The organism is Arachidicoccus rhizosphaerae (assembly GCF_900107765.1).
Lineage (GTDB): Bacteria > Bacteroidota > Bacteroidia > Chitinophagales > Chitinophagaceae > Arachidicoccus > Arachidicoccus rhizosphaerae.
In genome coordinates this window covers 14939-33707 of the sequence record NZ_FNQY01000034.1, presented here as the reverse complement: position 1 = coordinate 33707, position 18769 = coordinate 14939, and the positions used below count along the sequence as shown (strand labels likewise).

The 18769-nt window shown below is 34.7% G+C and carries 15 protein-coding genes; all 15 read left to right on the top strand.

The features are described 5' to 3' along the window. The coding region (locus tag BLU80_RS18135) for a transposase (RefSeq protein ID WP_211481810.1) at positions 1–322 on the top strand (322 nt) is incomplete at its 5' end. Between the two features lie 788 nt (positions 323–1110). Beyond that, the gene (locus tag BLU80_RS18130; RefSeq protein WP_211481895.1) at positions 1111–2256 is read left to right on the top strand and encodes a hypothetical protein; all 1146 of its coding nucleotides are present in this window, start codon (positions 1111–1113) and stop codon (positions 2254–2256) included. 608 nt (positions 2257–2864) lie between these two features. Further along, positions 2865–4052 (top strand): hypothetical protein, encoded by a 1188-nt coding sequence (locus tag BLU80_RS18125; protein WP_211481894.1) that lies wholly within the window; start codon positions 2865–2867, stop codon positions 4050–4052. Between the two features lie 205 nt (positions 4053–4257). Next, positions 4258–5736 carry a hypothetical protein gene (locus BLU80_RS18120; RefSeq protein ID WP_091401225.1) on the top strand — a complete coding sequence of 493 codons (1479 nt, stop codon included), beginning with the start codon at positions 4258–4260 and terminating at the stop codon, positions 5734–5736. 286 nt (positions 5737–6022) lie between these two features. Then, positions 6023–6838 carry a polysaccharide biosynthesis/export family protein gene (locus tag BLU80_RS18115; RefSeq protein WP_211481893.1) on the top strand — a complete coding sequence of 272 codons (816 nt, stop codon included), beginning with the start codon at positions 6023–6025 and terminating at the stop codon, positions 6836–6838. A gap of 58 nt (positions 6839–6896) precedes the next feature. Next, the gene (locus BLU80_RS18110) at positions 6897–9281 is read left to right on the top strand and encodes a GumC family protein (RefSeq protein ID WP_091401223.1); all 2385 of its coding nucleotides are present in this window, start codon (positions 6897–6899) and stop codon (positions 9279–9281) included. A gap of 194 nt (positions 9282–9475) precedes the next feature. Beyond that, on the top strand, positions 9476–10663 hold the full coding sequence (locus tag BLU80_RS18105; RefSeq protein WP_091401221.1) for a UDP-N-acetylglucosamine 4,6-dehydratase: 1188 nt from the start codon (positions 9476–9478) through the stop codon (positions 10661–10663). Positions 10664–10665: 2 nt separating this feature from the next. Then, positions 10666–11811 (top strand): LegC family aminotransferase, encoded by a 1146-nt coding sequence (locus BLU80_RS18100; RefSeq protein WP_091401219.1) that lies wholly within the window; start codon positions 10666–10668, stop codon positions 11809–11811. Positions 11812–11826: 15 nt separating this feature from the next. Next, positions 11827–12483: an acetyltransferase gene (locus BLU80_RS18095; protein ID WP_091401217.1), complete on the top strand. Its 657-nt coding sequence runs from the start codon at positions 11827–11829 to the stop codon at positions 12481–12483. Then, the gene (gene neuB / locus BLU80_RS18090) at positions 12483–13493 is read left to right on the top strand and encodes an N-acetylneuraminate synthase (RefSeq protein WP_091401215.1); all 1011 of its coding nucleotides are present in this window, start codon (positions 12483–12485) and stop codon (positions 13491–13493) included. The genes BLU80_RS18095 and neuB overlap by 1 nt, the downstream gene beginning before the upstream one ends. Continuing rightward, on the top strand, positions 13494–14648 hold the full coding sequence (gene neuC / locus BLU80_RS18085) for a UDP-N-acetylglucosamine 2-epimerase (protein WP_091401214.1): 1155 nt from the start codon (positions 13494–13496) through the stop codon (positions 14646–14648). Then, positions 14645–15694, top strand: a complete 1050-nt coding sequence (locus BLU80_RS18080; protein ID WP_091401212.1) for a nucleotidyltransferase family protein — start codon at positions 14645–14647, stop codon at positions 15692–15694. The genes neuC and BLU80_RS18080 overlap by 4 nt, the downstream gene beginning before the upstream one ends. Before the next feature lie 4 nt (positions 15695–15698). Beyond that, positions 15699–16379, top strand: a complete 681-nt coding sequence (locus BLU80_RS18075) for an acylneuraminate cytidylyltransferase family protein (protein ID WP_091401210.1) — start codon at positions 15699–15701, stop codon at positions 16377–16379. Positions 16380–16392: 13 nt separating this feature from the next. Continuing rightward, a complete protein-coding gene (locus BLU80_RS18070) occupies positions 16393–17700 on the top strand; it encodes a lipopolysaccharide biosynthesis protein (RefSeq protein ID WP_091401208.1) in 1308 nt (435 codons plus the stop codon). Positions 17701–17731: 31 nt separating this feature from the next. Continuing rightward, positions 17732–18661 carry a glycosyltransferase family 52 gene (locus BLU80_RS18065; protein WP_170831288.1) on the top strand — a complete coding sequence of 310 codons (930 nt, stop codon included), beginning with the start codon at positions 17732–17734 and terminating at the stop codon, positions 18659–18661. The last annotated feature ends 108 nt before the right edge of the window (positions 18662–18769 follow it).

Here is an 18769-nt window from a genome sequence, read left to right as displayed (position 1 = left end):
AAAACTTGTTGCGAAACCGCTAGGTCGTCCATCCGCAACGGCAGTGAAAAATCACATAAGACCGGGCGAAAGAAATCCAATAGAGGGAAAATTTGGCCAAGCAAAGACCAGATATGGCATGGACAATATAAAAGCCAAGCTGGCCAATACAAGTACTTCATGGATATCTACTATAGCCCTGGTGCTAAACCTGGTCCGGATGACCAGGCAGGCACCTGTATCCCTACTATTAAGGATACAAAATTGGCTAGCCTATCATGTAGTCAGGCTAGCCGGAAATTTCAGAATTAAAAATTATTATAATGTGTTAATGACCACCTAGCGGTGAGTTATTGAGCAGACTCTAATATAGTGTCCATTATGAAAATTTAGCGAACAGCCACTTAGCGCAAGCCGTGACTACTTCCGGGAAAGTCAATTGTGAATAACTCAACAAATTAATTTTAATACACCAGCCATGTTTAACAGGCATGGATTATTTTTGCAAATAGTAGGAGGGAACCCTGAAACTATGAGGATATTATTTTAGGCCGGCTCAATTAAAAATTACAGCAATTCAGAGTCAAATTTCTTTTTACTGATAGCGTAGCTTTCAGAGGTCGGTAAAAAATATTTTTCGCACTAATTTTATTTTGTTTCTTTGTATGGTCAGCAAATCGCAATGGCAGGGCTAGGCATTTAAATTATGCATTAAAATAAAATATTATATAATAGACACAGCATCGCCTAGGCGATGCCTCAATATTCTCCATAATTTTTATTGTTTATCAACATTCAGTTGACAGCCCGTTCCCTAGACGGGCTTTTTTACGTTAAGAGCTGCTACAAATATACGATTTATATAAATTATAAACAAATAATAATCATTTAATTGCAATTTTTCTTCACTGTTTTTGGCATTTTTTTGCATAGGAGAATTTTCAAGATTTAAGCCCCGCTGATCTGATTTATCAGCTAAATAAAGTGAGCAACCATTTCTTTCCAGAGTTGCCGGACTGGCTAGGCGAGGTAAAGGACCACCGGATTGATAACTGTTGTAAATATAGCATGTCCAACCTATTGACCCAGGTCATTCACATGTTTCAGGTTCAGGGTTCAACCCGTAATAACATGAACCAACTTAGGAAAGATGAGAGCTATTTTAAGGATAATTTTGAAGCATTACACGGCGACATGCAACTAGCGTACTTTGACACGGTGAACAATGTAATTAAAACAGTAGATGCTGGAGACCTGATATTGGTATTAGGCAAGATGATTAACGCTTTAATCCGATCCAAAGTGATTAATCCGGCAGAAGGTTATTATCATATTATAATGGATGCTACTGGAGTTGCGAGTTACCACAGCCCACCATTGGATGGAGCGCTTTCCAAGAAAAAAAATAATACAACTACTTATTATGCCAGTGTATTAGAAGCCAAAATCATAACGGATAATGGCCTTTGCCTGTCTGTGGCCAGTGAATTACTTAGTAATGAAGGAAAAGGGTTTTATGACAAGCAGGACTGTGAACTGGCTGCCTTCTCCAGGCTCGCAGACCAGTTACACAAACTGTTTCCCCGGCTGCCTATCTGTTTGCATTTAGATGGGCTCTATGCCAATGCAACGGTTATGAAAAAATGCGAGCAATATGGCTGGAAATATATAATTACTCGTAAAGACGGTAACCTTCCAAAACTGGACGAGCAGATTAAGGACACCCTAGAAAAAGTTAGTTTTGTGTACCCGGAAGTGCTGAATCCAGGGCAAAAGGAAGCAAACCTAGGAGATGTTCAATATCTATGGGCTGCTAACCTCCAACACCAAAACCACCAGTTAAACTATATGGAGGGGAGATTCCCAAAGCATAACAGTCAAGCAGTGACCAAGTTCGCCTATATTATCAACCTAAACATTAATTTAGATAGCCCACAGCTTCAATCAATTGTCAGACGTTTTATGTCTTCTGGCCGCAGCAGATGGCTAATAGAAAACAAAGGATTCAATGATCAGAAGAATAACGGGTTCAATATGGAGCACAAATTTGTTCGCAAAAGTATCATGAACCTGTATAAATACTATATACTGCTGCAGATAGCCCATATAATTCATCAATTAACTGTAAAGTCAAAGGCGGTAGTAGAGCTCGTCAAACAGTCAAAGGTTACCATAAAAATGCTGTGGGTCCGGCTTAAATCTGTTTTATTGGAACGGATCTTATGCAAAGAAACGATCATGCAAAACAGGCAACGGTGCCAAATCCGCCTGGAATAGATAAAGAGGCGGGAGGATAAGCCCATAAACCTTACGAAACCAATTTCTTAACTCCAACTAAAACCAAACCTAAACCTACTAACTACGCTACTAAATTGACTCAGCTTGCTGGACTGGCGGAGCTATGCCTAGTCTTGGAAATTAGCGCGGTAACTGAAATTTTACTTAAATTGACTCTGAATCGCTGAAAAATTAGCAAATATTTGCATTTATTTTGTTTTTGAACTATTTTTGTTGCTATAATTTAAGAAAATAGGGTACATCTTAAATTATGGACACCACGATAGTATTCGATAGATCTAGCATATTATATTATTATTTTATGACTTAAATATAATGATCTGACGAGGATGAATCTTAACAGATATAAAATATAATTCGTTTATTTTTTTAAGATTTCTTTCGTTGAATTATAAAAACCATTTTTGAGAGTGGACAGAAACAATATTAATTTGGGTTGACTTGTTAATATACGCCATTTAAAGTTGGATATATCTAATACGGCTTGGGTCACATCTGAATTCCCAGAACGAATGAGCTCATGAAAAATGATTATTACCTATAGGAACAAATTATCCCCCAACTTTCTAATTGTTGGAATCTTTCAATTGACTCTCATTAGTCATGGAATTTTTGTTTGGGCATCTGGTTTATTTTTTATTTTTTTATTTGTACAAGTTGAAAAAGAGCCTATAAAAAAAAGGGCCCTTTTTGAGTCGATTGTTTTTCTAATTTTGTTGGTTTTTTCTATAATTCGGTTTGGTTTTTTTTTAAGCGGTAAAATTTTGCCTTATTTTGTTTCAGCTTTTTGGGGTAATTTATCTTTATATATTCTCTGTATATTAGCTTGGCTTGTTTTAAGGAGTATTGAAATAGGGAAGTTTCGAAATTCCTTAAAAAATGTTTATGCTCCTATTTTAAAAATTCATGTGGCGATTTTTTATTTTCAGTTTATTGTCTATTTATTTTTTGCGCACTACATTGATTTTCTTGAACCATTTACAGGCCAGCAAAGCCGGTATAATGCAAATTTTGCCGTGATACAGGGTATTCATGTTGTAAGGTGTACAGGGTTGTTTGTAGAGCCATCAACTTATTCTGGAGTGGTTTTATTTCTTGTGTCACTTCTACTGATCTGCAATGGGTTTAAAAAAAATAGAAGATTACTTGTTTTTGCAATTATAAGTATATTTTTATCTTTTTCTACTGCCGCTGTGATAATTGCAAGTTTGTTTGTTGTCTATATACTGATTTCCGAACGATATTCTTTAAAAGCATATATTTATATTATAATTTCAACTCTACTTTTAGCTTTCTTTGCAGGTGGAAAGATAATCGATTTTTATAATGCTCAAGATTCTAGATATAATCAGGCTTCCGGATTGCGTTATCGTTTTATTGAAGTTGTTTTAAATAGGAATAATGATGAAGCTTTATTTGCCAAGGGGGCATTTGCACTTGAAAACAAACTGGCCCTTTCTACCACAGGTGACAACGGAAATAAATCAATTGCGTCATTAAATGATAGTGGATTATTGTTTTTTTTGTGGGCTAAGTTTGGTTTTTTAGGTATTTTTTATTTCGTTATTTTGTGTCTATGGCAGTTAAAATCGAGTAGGAAAAATTTGGTTTTCTTTTTATTTGTTTCTAGTACTAAAGTGACCATTTTTTGTCCTCTTTTTGTTCTCTATTTTAGTTTTACTGCGTTTAAAGATATAAACCTGTTAGACGTTTATTCCCGGTTGCGGCAGACTCAAGAGAGTTCAAAAGAAAAAAATAAGCTTGAAGTTTTATAAATCACTTTGACCTTTTGTTAATCATTCGATAAAAAGCAAATTGTTTTTTCTGTTTACTTAGGTTCTTTGTTAATATTAAGGTAGCATAATCTGAGGATTTTTTTAGCCTAATAATCAGTTGAATTCAAAACTCTGTTTAAGAAAATTGTTATTTTTAGAATTGAGTCTGAACCAATTTGTTGTTAAATATTTTTAATTAATTTCTATGAAGGGTTTTTTCATTTATTTATTTTCAGTCTTAACGTTCGTCCAATTCAGTTGTGCTCAAAAAGTAAATGGCTGGTATTACCCTTGGATGAATTCGCTTAATAATTTGGTTAAAGCTGGCCTTAATGACACTGTTCCTCTATTGAAAGGTGGTGTGAATTATAGAATTTTTAAAGTAAGTAATGAGAGTGATTTATACATTCAATTAAAAGAAAATAAAAATTTTGATAAGAATTTGAAAGTTGAATTATTTTCTGTTCCTGTAATAAAGAACTATAAAGGGCAGTCCATATTGGATGTTTTATATCCATTGTCTGACAGCACTATTGTTATCAAGCCTAAAACAACGTCGTATTTTTTGGTTAAATTTGCCTGTTCTGTACCCGGGTATTATAAATATTCTTTTCATTTAAGAGGAGGACGTTTAGGGTCTACCGAATACACCCAAAATATTTTTGTGGGCAATAGCACTTCTGTCTATCCTTTCCCATTAAATGTCTGGGCTTATTTTGATTACCCCTTGATCGCAAACCTTTCTGGTAAGGTGCTTGTGGATCTTCGTAATCATGGTGTAAATGTCCTTGTTATTCCACCTTCAAAACTTGGTGGTATTGAAAATCCTGATGGAATGCGTGATACGGAATTAAAGTTGTATTTAGATAAGGCAAATAATGATAAAAAATTTGATTATTATTTACTTTTTTTAAACTATAGGAATTTGTCAGGGGATAGTAAGGTACTTGGCGATACATGGAAGAAAAATTTTATTAAATGGTACAATAATATTATGAATTACCTTAAAGAGAAGGAAATTGATTTACAGGATGTTTATTTGTATCCGTATGATGAACCTTCAATTTTGGACGCTCAAAATTTTGTAAAAATAAAAGAATGGTGTGATTTAAACGGCGTTAAAGCTAAATTTTATACAACAATCGATAAAACAGAAACATTAGATTTAATTAATTATGCAGATATCGCACAGATAAAAAATAACGAACAGTTGTTGGCTACATTGTCAGAAAGAAAAAATGGTAAAAATAAAAGTAAGTTGTGGATCTACGATGTTTTTTCGGGGAGCAGAAATCAGGCACCGATAAATTATCTGTCTTTGGCTTGGAAATCTGTGTTTTACGAATTAAATGGATATGGAATATGGAATTATGCAGATGTTGCAAATGGATTTGAGAAAAAACAGCTTGAGTCCATTAAAAGTGAAAATTCACAATTGGGGTTTTGGAATCTTACTCCAACTCAGAATAATCGAGATTATTCATTGATTTATCGGCGTGGGAATTCGATTTTTCCGAGTTTAAGATGGGAAGCTGCCTATTATGCAAAGGAAGATTTTGCGTTTCTTTCTTTGTACTGTAGATATTACGGGATAAAGAATACGAGGGGATTAATTAACGCCTTAATTGAACGAAGAGAGTCCCTTTCCAAATGGGAAAAAATTAAGCTGTCATTGTTAAGATAGTAGGCCTGGCTGAATAATTGTTTATACGTAACTATATTTTAAATAAATTTATATTGATTATTTTTGTGGTATTAATTTGATTTGCGTTTAGGAAGGCGCTACACCTTCATTGATATTGTAGCCAGATGAGTAAAATATTTATTGCCAGAATGGCATAGTTTTAGCGAATAAAGGCTGATACTATACCAATTACTGCATTTTGTGATTGGGCTAATAATCACTTGAATTTTATAATCAGCAGTTGTTTATAATTTAAAAACAAATTACTTTTGCTCAAATTCCTATAATGAATAAGAAAATATTTGTAGTTTCTTTAACACTAATTTGCGGCGCAATGTTTTTGTTGCAATCTTGCGCTACTACCAAGCGCAACCTTGTTTATTTTAGTAATTTACCAGATAGCGTCGTTTACAATGAATTGATAACAAATAATGTTGAGCCTAAAATACAGCCAGGAGATGCGCTTGCAATTAAAGTTACCACTTTGAATCCCGATGCCAATATTTTATTTAATAGTGGTTCATTACCGATGGATAACCAAAGCACCGGGGTCTCAAGCAGTGTCTCTGCAACGGCTAGCTTGCCGGATGGTTATATTGTTGATGATGATGGTTTTATAGACTTTCCTCAACTGGGTAAAATAAAACTGGAGGGACTTACGAAAGAACAAGCGCAACAGAAAATAGCTGTTGAGGTGGCTAAAACAGCAAAAGAGCCAATAATAAACATTCGGATACTAAATTTTAAAATCAGCGTGTTAGGGGAGGTGCAGCGTTCTGGTAGTTTTACTATACCTAATAACAAGATTAATGTTTTAGAGGCTTTAAGTTTGGCTGGAGATATGACACCGTATGCTATTCGTGATGACGTTTTAGTCATTCGAGAACATAATGGTCATCGTATTGTAAAACATATCAATTTTAATGATAAGGCGTTATTGAATTCTCCTTTTTACAACTTACAGCAAAACGATATTGTCTATGTGCGCCCAGAAAATAAATTAAAGGCTGCGCAAGCTGCAAATCCTGCTCTAAATCGCTCCTTACCGATAATATCAGCTTCCGTTTCAGTAATCGCAATATTATTATCTAGATTGTGGTAGGCTTGATCAAAAATATAGTATTTAATTAACTTTTATTAGTAAAAAACATAAAGTCTTTATGGCGGAACAGAATGTATTTGAGAAGCGTGAAAATGCGATAAATCTTAAGGCTGAAATACAAAGATACACTCATAAATGGTACCTTTTTGTTTTAGGAGTTATAGTCTGTTTATTTTTAGCGTTTTTATACCTTCGATATGCAACTCCACAATATAATATAAGTACAGAATTATTAATTCGTGATGATAAGAAGGGGCCCAATATGGGGTCCATGGGAGATGCCGCAAGTGCATTCGCTGATTTGGATATTTTCAAATCTCATCAAAATATTGATAATGAGATAGAAGTGCTAAAAAGTAAAAGTTTGCTGCAGAGGGTATTTTCAGAGATGCCTCAATTACAAACGACAATCTTTGTTGAGGGAAATATAAAAACTTCGGAAGTATATGGGGCACAATCGCCCATTTCGGTAAAAGTTTTGTCTCTAGATTCGTCGGCATATAAATTAACTACACCTGTTAAGTTAACAATTAAAAGTAGAACACAATTTACTCTTATTCATGATGAGGAGCAAAAAGTTTATTCTTTTGGTCAGGTCATAACGTTACCTTTAGGTTCATTTATTATTTATAGTAATAAAACCAATTTTGATGTTGGACAAGACATTTCTTTGATATTTCGTGACTTAAGAAAGTATGCAGATGATTATAATGATAAAATCAATATCGTTGCAGTAAATCAAGATGCAAGTGCTTTGACCATTTCTATGCAAGACGCGGTTCCTGAAAAAGCAGTAGATATAATTAATAAGTTGGTAGATGTTTATAACAGGGAGGCAATTGAAGATAAAAATCAAGTGGCAGGTAATACCATTAAATTTATTGATAATCGCTTGATTGGATTAGTTGAGGAGCTAGGAGGAGTTGAACAGAAAGTAGCTACTTTTAAAAAAGAGAATCAGGTTACAGATGTATCGGTTGATGTTGATAATTATTTTAAGGAGGCTTCGGATCTTTATAGACAAGTTGAAGATGCTAAATTGAAGATGAATGTAATACGATCTATTCAGGATTATGTGAATCAACCTGGGAATGCGTATAGTCTAGTGCCAAGTTCCCTGGGAATTGAAGATCCGACCCTAAATAATTTGGTGGCGAATTTTAATGAATTACAACTCAAGAGAAAACAATTATTGTTGACCGTAGAACCTTCTAACATACTTGTTAAAGGAGTAGATGCAGATATAGATAACGTCCGAAAGAGCATTAAAGAGAATTTGGACAATATTGCACAAAGCATGCGGGTAACTCAAACTGCGTTAGACAAAAATTATCAAGAATTTCAAGGTAGAATAAAAAATACACCTGAAGTCGAAAGAAAGCTTTTAGAAATTAAACGCCAACAGGGAATAAAAGAAGGGCTGTATAGTTATTTGTTGCAAAAGAAAGAGGAGGCTTCTCTCTCTTTGGCAGCGACAATTGCTAATTCGCGAACAATCGTCGATACTATGGCGTCGGATAAACCCGTTAGTCCCAAAAGAAAGTTTGTTTATCTGGCTGCTGTTTTGCTAGGATTAATTGTTCCTTTCGTAACGATTTATGGCAAAAGTATTCTAGATGACAAAATTAGACTTCAAAAAGACATTACTGATCGAAGTGAAGTTCCCATTTTGGGTGAAATAGCACATTCTGATGAAAACAATAACAGTCATAGTTTAGTTATTCGTGATAAAGCACGAACGCCTATTGCTGAAATGTTTAGACTTATGAGGAGTAATCTTCAATTTGCGTCCCTGGGTAAGACTAATCAGGTAATTATTACGACATCAAGTATGTCTGGAGAAGGTAAAACATTTTTTTGTACAAATTTGGGGGCCAGCATTGCGCTTACTGGTAAAAGAGTTGTTGTTTTAGAATTCGATATCCGTAAACCGAAGCTTCTCAAGGGATTGCAGTTAAAAGTGAAAAATGGAATTTCTAATTTTGTAATTAGCCCTGAATTAACGGTAGATGATTTAGTAACGCCTGTGCCAGAAGTAGATGGACTGTATGTGATTGGAGCAGGACCTATTCCTCCTAATCCGGCGGAATTGATTTTAAGTCCACGCATTGGCCAACTGTTTACGGATCTAAGAGAGAAATTTGATTATATTGTTGTAGATACCTCACCTGTTGGGCAGGTTGCCGATGTTTTTTCTCTCAATCAAATGGCAGATGCTTGCTTATATGTAGTACGTTATAACTATACGTTTAAGGAGCAGCTCCATATTGTGAATGATATTTATATTAATAAAAAGTTGAAAAACCTAATGATTGTATTAAATGATTCTACCAAGCAAAATAGTTACGGTTATGGGTATGGCTACGGCTACGGCTATGGATACAGCGAGGATCGGGGAATAAGCTTTTGGCAAAAAATAAAAAATAAATTATTAAATAAATAAGTTGATATATAAACTTTCAATATTTCTTGCAAATTTTGTAGCTCTAACAAGAGCTTATCAGAGGAGGAAACTGAATTTCTTTAATATTATAATATACTCCAATGTACTAGGGGCGATTTGATTTTTGAAGAGTTGCTTTTAAGCAAATATTCTTGACGGATTGGTGATATTAAAAGATAGGAAAATATTAATAAATGGATACTTTATCTATAATTGGTCGTGACAGGGAATTGTTCGTTGATGATATATCAAAGCACGAAAGGGCATTGAGGGAGATAATTTCGTCGTCTCGTTTTTTGGTGCTTGGTGGCGCTGGTACAATTGGACAGGCAACGACAAAGGAAATCTTCAAAAGGAACCCGCTCAAATTACATGTAGTTGATATAAGTGAAAATAATTTGGTTGAACTGGTTCGGGATATTAGAAGTTCCTTTGGATATATTAGTGGAGATTTTAAAACTTATGCCCTTGATATCGGTTCAGATATTTATAATAGATTCATTGAGAATGATGGAGATTATGATTACGTGCTAAACCTGTCTGCATTAAAACACGTAAGGAGTGAAAAGGATCCATATACGTTAATGCGTATGATAGACGTAAATGTATTTAATACGGATAAAACAATTCGCCAGTCTATCATTAAAAAAAGTAAAAAATACTTTTGTGTATCCACAGATAAGGCAGCAAATCCCGTTAATATGATGGGGGCGTCGAAGAGAATCATGGAAATGTTTTTAATGCGTAGAAGTCTTGATATTTCCATTTCTACAGCACGTTTTGCTAACGTTGCGTTTTCAGATGGTTCTTTGTTATATGGATTTAATCAACGTATCCAAAAGCGCCAGCCGATTGTTGCCCCTAATGATGTTCGTCGATATTTTGTTGTCTCTAAAGAGGCTGGTGAACTTTGTTTGATGTCTGCTATATTTGGAGAAAATCGAGATATCTTTTTTCCAAAACTAAGCCAAAAGTTAAATCTCGTTAGCTTTTCTGATATTGCCGTAAAATTTTTGGCACAATTAGGTTATGAGCCTCATATCTGTGAAGATGAAAGCGAAGCGAGAGGTTTGGTTCAGGTATTGGCTAAGAAAAATAAATGGCCTTGTCTGTTCACCCCAAGTGATACCACTGGAGAGAAAGATTTTGAAGAGTTTTTTACAGAAAATGAAACAATTGATTTTGATCGTTTTAATAATTTAGGCGTTATCAAAAATGAATTAAATATTGATGAAGGCAAATTGCTGAGTTTTGAAACCACGATTCATAGGATGAAAAGTCAGGGACGGTGGGAAAAAAGCGAGATTGTTGATTTGTTTAATGAAATGATTCCCAATTTTAATCATTTAGAAACAGGTAAATATTTAGACTCAAAAATGTAATTATGGATGTAGAATGTATTATAGATTTTATAAGAGATATCTTTAAAACACAGGAGTTTATCCCGTTACATACTCCCACCTTCAATGGAAAGGAGAAGAAATATTTATTAGAAACTATTGATTCTACTTATGTCTCTTCCGTGGGAGCTTTTGTAAACAAATTTGAGGCGGATTTAGCGAATTATTGTGGCGCAAAATATGCAATTGCATGTGTTAATGGTACGAGTGCTTTACACATTGCGTTATTAGTGAGTGGAGTTGTGCAAAATGACGAGGTATTAACACAGGCAATTACATTTATTGCAACGGGGAATGCCATTTCTTATATTGGAGCCAGGCCTGTTTTTATAGATGTTGATAAGGATACAATGGGAATGTCTCCTGAATCATTAAAGTCATTCCTAGAGGCCTATGCTGAACAAAGGGCTGATGGCTTTACTTATAATAAGATTTCTGGAAAGCGAATTAAGGCTTGTGTGCCTATGCATACATTTGGGCTGCCGTTGAGAATTGACGAAATTTTGAATATATGTAATGCCTGGAATATAGTCTTGATTGAGGATGCCGCGGAGTCGATCGGAAGTTTTTTTAAGGGAAAACATACTGGTACATACGGCAAAGTTGGAACGTTTAGCTTTAACGGAAATAAAACAATAACTTGTGGCGGAGGGGGAGCCCTTATAACTGACGATGAGTATGTGGCCAAAGAACTAAAGCATTTGACTACACAAGCTAAAGTTCCGCACCCTTGGCGTTTTAGACATGATGCTGTTGGCTATAATTATCGAATGCCCAATCTTAATGCGGCTTTGGTATGTGCACAATTGGAGGAACTAGATGGGTTTATTGAAAATAAAAGAGAGTTGGCTCTAAGCTATCGTAATTTTTTTAAAAATGCGGACGTTCAATTTGTTAGCGAAATAAAACATGCAAAGTCTAATTATTGGCTTAATGCTATTTGTTTTCATGATAGAAGCGCGCAAGAAGATTTTTTAAAGGTTTCGAATGATCGCGGTGTCATGACACGGCCAATTTGGGATTTGATGAACACAATGCCAATGTTTAGTGATTGTTTGACTGATGGTTTGGAAAATAGTATTTGGTTATCAGATAGAATTGTAAATATTCCAAGTAGTGTGCGAATATAAGGAGAAGCTAAGCAGATGACCATTCTCTCAAATATAAGCAAAAATTTAATTCTCATTGGAGGCGGGGGGCATTGTCAATCTTGTATTGATGTAATCGAACAGGAGGGAAAGTATAAAATTTGGGGGATTTTAGACGAGCGGCATAAAATTGGTCAAAAAGTTTTAGATTATGAGATTATTGGGGATGATAATGATATTTTAGGATTTTGTAAAAAGGGGTGTTCATTTTTAATTACTGTGGGGCAAATTCAATCCGCTGCAGTTAGGAAAAGGATTTATTTACACCTGAAGAAATTTGAGGCAAAAATGGCGACCGTTGTTTCTCCTTTGGCCTACTTGTCAAGTTATGCAACTTTAAGTGAAGGAACTATTGTCATGCATAGGGCACTTATAAATGCTGGAGCAAATATAGGGGTGAATTGTATTTTGAATACAGGTTGTTTAATTGAACATAATGCTAGGATTGGTGATCATTCTCACATCTCCACTTTAGCGATTGTAAATGGAGATAGTACAATCGGAAATGAGACCTTTATTGGTAGCAATGGAATAATTTCGAATCAAATTGCTATAGGAAATCAAGTTATTATTGGTGCAGGCAGCACTGTGGTTACTTCAACCGGAAATGGAGAAACTTGGGTTGGTGTGCCAGCAAAAAAAAATAATAGATAATGCAAAAAACGATAATTATAGCAGAGGCTGGAGTTAACCATAACGGTGATTTAAACAAGGCGTTCCAACTGGTTGATGCTGCTGCCGATGCGCAAGTTGATTATGTAAAGTTTCAATTATTTGATTCGAAAAAACTGGTCTCTAAATTTGCTAAAAAGGCAAATTATCAAAATAGGAATACAGGGAATAATATTGAGAGTCAATTGGAGATGTTACAAAGACTTGAACTTTCGCATTCCGATTTTAGCAAGTTGCGGAATTATTGTGATAAAAAAGACATTCAATTTTTTGCCACAGCTTTTGATTTAGATTCTTTGTGTTACCTTAAGGAGATAGGATTAAACTTGGTGAAAATTCCTTCTGGAGAAATTACAAATTTACCCTATCTGCGGCTGGCCGCGCAACTGTTTAAAAAGGTGATACTTTCTACAGGGATGGCAGACATGGGTGAAATAGGCGAAGCCGTCGATGTGTTCTTAAAAAATGGTGTTGAGAAAAACGACATAACAATTTTACATTGCAACACCGAATATCCGACACCGATGATCGACGTTAATCTAAAGGCGATGTTGTCAATTCAAGCAGAGATGCAAACCCCAATAGGTTATTCGGACCATACAATGGGAATTGAGGTGCCAATTGCTGCGGTTGCTTTAGGAGCTGTAGTTATTGAAAAACATTTTACGTTAGACCGAAACCTACCAGGGCCAGATCACAAGGCTTCTTTAGAGCCTAACGAACTTAAAACCATGGTCGCTTCCATCCGAAATATAGAAAAAGCAATCTCTGGAAATGGTGCTAAAGTTCCGTCCTATTCTGAGGCAAGAAATAAAGATGTAGCCCGTAAAAGTATTGTGGCGAAGTATTTAATAAGAGAAGGAGAGATTTTTTCGGAGAATAATGTTACTATAAAAAGACCAGGAACTGGTTTGTCCCCCATGAAGTGGGACAGCGTATTAGGGAAAAAAGCAAAAAGAAATTTTGAAGAGGATGAATTAATTGAATTGTAAATGAAAATTTGTGTTATCACGGGAACTAGAGCAGAATATGGGTTATTGAGACCTTTAATGAAAGCTATCCAAGCGGAAAGGCAATGGCTACTACAAGTTGTTGTGACTGGCGCCCATTTGTCTCCTGAATTTGGCTTGACCTATAAAGCAATTGAAGCGGATGGGTTTCAAATAAATAAAAAGGTGGAAATGCTGCTTTCTGGTGATACTCCATCAGCAATAATTAAATCTATGGCTGTTGGGATGATTGGTTATTCGGACGCATTTACTGAACTTTCTCCTGATTTGATAGTTGTATTAGGTGATCGCTATGAAATGTTATCTGTAGCTAGCTCTGCATTAATTCTGAAGATCCCTATTGCTCATATACATGGTGGGGAAATAACCGAAGGGGCATATGATGACGCTATAAGACATTCGATTTCAAAGATGAGTCATTTGCATTTTGTTTCTACAGAGACGTATAAAAATAGGATAATACAGATGGGGGAGCAGCCGGACACTGTATTTAATGTAGGAGCCATTGGAATCGATAATATTAGAGAATTGAACTTGTTGACTCGAGATGAGTTAGAAAAGTCATTGAATGTAAAATTTCTAAAATTTAATTACCAAGTCACATTTCATCCGGCGACTATGGATAATGATTCAACTGGAGAACAATTTCAAATTTTGCTTAATGCTATTAAGGAGCAAAAAGATAGTTTTTTTGTCTTCACAAAAGCAAACGCGGATAGTAATGGACGAATAATTAATAAAATGATAGATGAATTCACTTTAGAATACGCCAATATGTCTATTGCATTTACCTCATTGGGAACATTGAAGTTTTTGTCCTTAATAAAAGTTGTAGATGCGGTTGTTGGAAATAGTTCAAGTGGAATCATCGAAGCTCCCTCCTTGCATACTGCGACGATTAATGTTGGTGACCGGCAGAAAGGCAGAATTCAGGCCGAGAGTGTTTTAAATACTAAAGTTAATGCCGCAGAGATATCAAGTGCAATTAAGTTAACACAAACAGCCGAGTTTAAAAATAGGCTTGAAAATATTACAAATCCGTATGGAGAAGGAAATACAACAGATCGTATTATGGAAGTGTTAAGAAATTTTTCTTTTGATAAATGTTTGACTAAAAAATTTTATGACATAATATGAGTTTGACAAATAGACATTTGATTAGATATAATTCGGAAGTTAGAGCAGCTTTGCAGCAACTAGATACTTTAGCTGCGGATGCAATTTTGATTGTCGTTGACGAAAATAATAGGTTGATCGGCTCCTTAACAGACGGAGATTTGCGTCGAGGGTTTATTAAAGGGCTAGGTTTTGAGGACGAGCTTCTTAAATTTGTGCAATCAGATCCCAAATTTATATATGAGAATGAGCATGACTTAGATTTATTGGAAGCTTTTAGAAAGGAAAATTTTAAAATAATTCCAATTTTAAATAAGGATAAGGTTGTTATTGATATATTGAATTTTAATATTCGAAGTACGATTTTACCAGTTGATGCTGTAATTATGGCAGGTGGAAGGGGGGCCCGTTTACGCCCTTTAACCGAGAAAACTCCCAAGCCTCTCTTAAAGGTTGGAGATAAACCAATCATTGAATATAATGTTGATCGGCTATCGAAAGTAGGAATAAAAAACCTATTTCTAAGTATAAATTATTTAGGTCAGCAACTTGAAGCTTACTTTAAGGACGGGGCAGATCGGAATTTAAGAATTCGGTATTTGCGTGAAGAAAAACCGTTAGGCACTATCGGATCTCTATTATTAACTCAGGATTATGAATATGATGAATTACTGATAATGAACAGTGATTTATTAACCAATATTGATTTTGTAGAGTTTTATAGGGCATTCAAAGACGCTGGGGCAGACATGGCAGTTGCCGCAACAACTTATTCTCTTGATGTTCCTTATGCGGTTTTGGAGACTGATGATAATCAGATAGTAAAATCGCTAAAAGAAAAACCCCGTTACACATATTTTTCTAATGCGGGAATCTATTTATTAAAGAAGGAATTATTAAGAATGATTCCTAATGATCAACTTTATGATGTTACAGACTTAATGGAAAAGGTTCTCGAAATGAAGAGAACTCTCATTACCTTTCCGATTAATGGCTATTGGTTAGATATTGGTAAACCAGAAGATTATAGAAAAGCGCAGGAAGATATTAAACATTTAAAATTGTAAGATCATGTTAGCCATTATTCCTGCTCGTGGAGGTTCTAAAGGGCTACCAGGCAAAAATATTAAATTATTAAAAGGAAAGCCACTTATAGCTTACACTATTGAGGCAGCTCTTAACGCCGATATGGTGACCAGAGTAATTGTGAGCACCGACGATTTGGGCATTGCCACAGTTGCACGTGAGTATGGGGCGGAAGTACCTTTTATGCGCCCAGTTGAACTTGCATCTGACTCTGCGAAAGCTGTTGATGTATTTAAATATACGTTGAAAAGGCTAGAGGAAGAAGGAGGGGGGCAGATAGATTCCTTTGTGGTACTTCAACCTACGAGTCCTCTACGAACCTCAGATGATATAGACCAGGCGATTTCCATGTTTGTCGATAAAAATGCGGATTCTGTGGTCAGCTATTGCCCTGAACAACATCCCATAGTCTGGCATAGATATATTGCAGATAACGGAAAACTGATTGATATTTTTGAGCCAAATAAGATTAGAAATCGTCAAGATGAAAAAATGACATATTATCCAAATGGTGCTATATATGTTATCCGTAAAGAGTTAATAAATAAAGACGCGTATTATACAGAGAATTCATACGCTTATATTATGGATAATAATCGCTCAATAGATATTGACACTTTAATGGATTTTAAATTTGCGGAATTCTTAATTACAAATAAGTCCTAATTGTTAATATTTAATGATAAATAAGTTTTTAAAGAGTTCCTTATTTAAATCGACTTTAATTTATACGGTCTCTGATGCGATAAATAAAGCCGTCCCTTTTTTCGTATTACCTATACTAAGTTATTATTTGACACCCAAGGATTACGGAATTGTGACGAATTTTAATATATTAGTTGGGATATTAAATATTTTAGCGGCATTAAGTATCGATGGAGTTATTAGCGTCCACTATTATAAGATCTCAAAAGAGGATCTGGCGAAATTTCTTTTTAATGGTATATCTTTAGTTATTTTAAGCACCGCCATACTCGCTGTTTTTTGTTCTTTGTTTAGAGATCGAATTTATGACGGACTTCAAGTGCCTATTGAGTATGTTTATTTAGCAATTTTTATGACATTTGCTAATACGATGTCGACCGTGAATTTGACAATTTGGAGATTAGAGGAGAAGCCATTTAAATTTGGTGGGTATAAAATTGCTTTGACAATTGTCAATACGTCTGTTTCATTACTTTTGGTTATAGCGGTTGGTTTAGGGTGGAAAGGAAGTGTTGATGGAACTTTAATTGCGACGATTCTATTCGGTTTCTTAAGTCTTTTCTTGCTTTGGAGGCGAGGATATTTTGTTCCGCAATTTGATAAGAAGATAAGACTTGCAATACTGTCTTTTGGTTTGCCTTTGATTCCTCATTCTTTAAGTATGTGGGTTCGTTCTGCTATCGACAGGATCTATATTAGCAATTTTTATTCAGTTGCTGATACCGGACTTTATGCTACAGGATTTCAATTTGGTATTCTTGTTTCGTTTGTTATGATGGCTTTTAATAACGCTTTTGTCCCATATCTTTATAAAAAGCTGAGTGTAACAGATGAGCATCAATTAAAGCAAAATGAAAATGGCCTTAAAAAGGTCACCTATATTGGAGTCGGCCTTTTAGTTATTGGTTCTGCGATATTTTATCTTATTTCAATTTTTGTATTAAATCGCTTTTATTCTGTTTCCTATCGTGGTGCCAAGCCATTTATATTGTGGGCGATTGTTGCACAATTTTTTCAAGGATTGTATTTGTTTGCGGTGAATTATATCTTCTTCGTAAAAAAAACGAAGTCGTTGGCTATCATCACTTTCTCGTGTTCTTTGGTTCAAGTATTGCTGAGCTATTTTTTAATAAAAGATTTGGGGCCGATTGGCGGAGCCTACTCAACAGTAATTGTTAGTGGCTTAAATTTTGTTTGTGTTGCCTGGTATAGTAATAAAGTCTACCCTATGGCGTGGTTTAAATTTAAGACAGTAATAAAAAACAATGAAGAACAACAATAACGCAAAGAGCATAATTATATGTTATACAATTATGCAAATGGTAATTGCTTGTAGTATAATTGAAAAGTCAAAGGATGATTTTTTAGTTGTAATTTTGTTTTCGCAATCTTCTGATAAAGGGAAATATTATTCAGAACGTTTAGCTAAATATGGTACTTCTATTTTTTTTCTTCCACGTACTAATCATCGGCCAGAGGCGTTACTAAATTTGTTAACAATTAAATATAAGTTGTGGATAGAAAAGCTTGGAAAATTTAAGAGTTGTTACGTTGCAAGTATCGATAATATCTACATTCATTATATATTAGGGAAAATAAAATTTAATGTTTTATATACATACGATGACGGAATGGCAAACATTGCGGATAACAGTATTTATTACAGACCCGAGTTTAATCCTCTACCTAGAAAGCTGTTAAGGAAAATTTTTAAGATTGGGTATAAGATGTCCACGATAAAAGATATGTCAAAATGCCATTTTACGATTTATAATGGATTGAAAAATATCATTGAAAATACATTTTATATATCCTTATTTGATTATTCTCGCGTTAGGCAAAACGGAGGTGCGGCGAAGTTCGACGCAGATACAATTATCCGTATTTTTGTTGGCCAGCCGCTATTTGTTGTCAGAAAAGATTATGATGTAAGAAATGTTGAAAAGAAAATTGCTCAATTAAATATAGACTTTTATTATCCACATCCATTTGAACGGGTAATGCCGACCAAGATACCGGTGATTGAGTCGCGATTAATTTTTGAGGAGTATCTAATGGCAACAATTCATGAAAATCCCACCACAAAATTTGAAATATATAGTTTTGGCAGTTCCGTTCTTTTAAATATAAAAGACTTTCCCAATGTGACATTATTTTATATATATGATATAAACTTGTCGGACAAATTACATACTATTTATAGTCTATACGAGCAAATTGGCGTCAACAAACTATCAATTTGATAATTATGGGGCTTTGTGTTTTGGTTAAGGAGATAGCATTTATAGACGAAAGAACTCGGTTTTTATTTATTTACATAGTATTATATATTATATATTTATACGTTATTT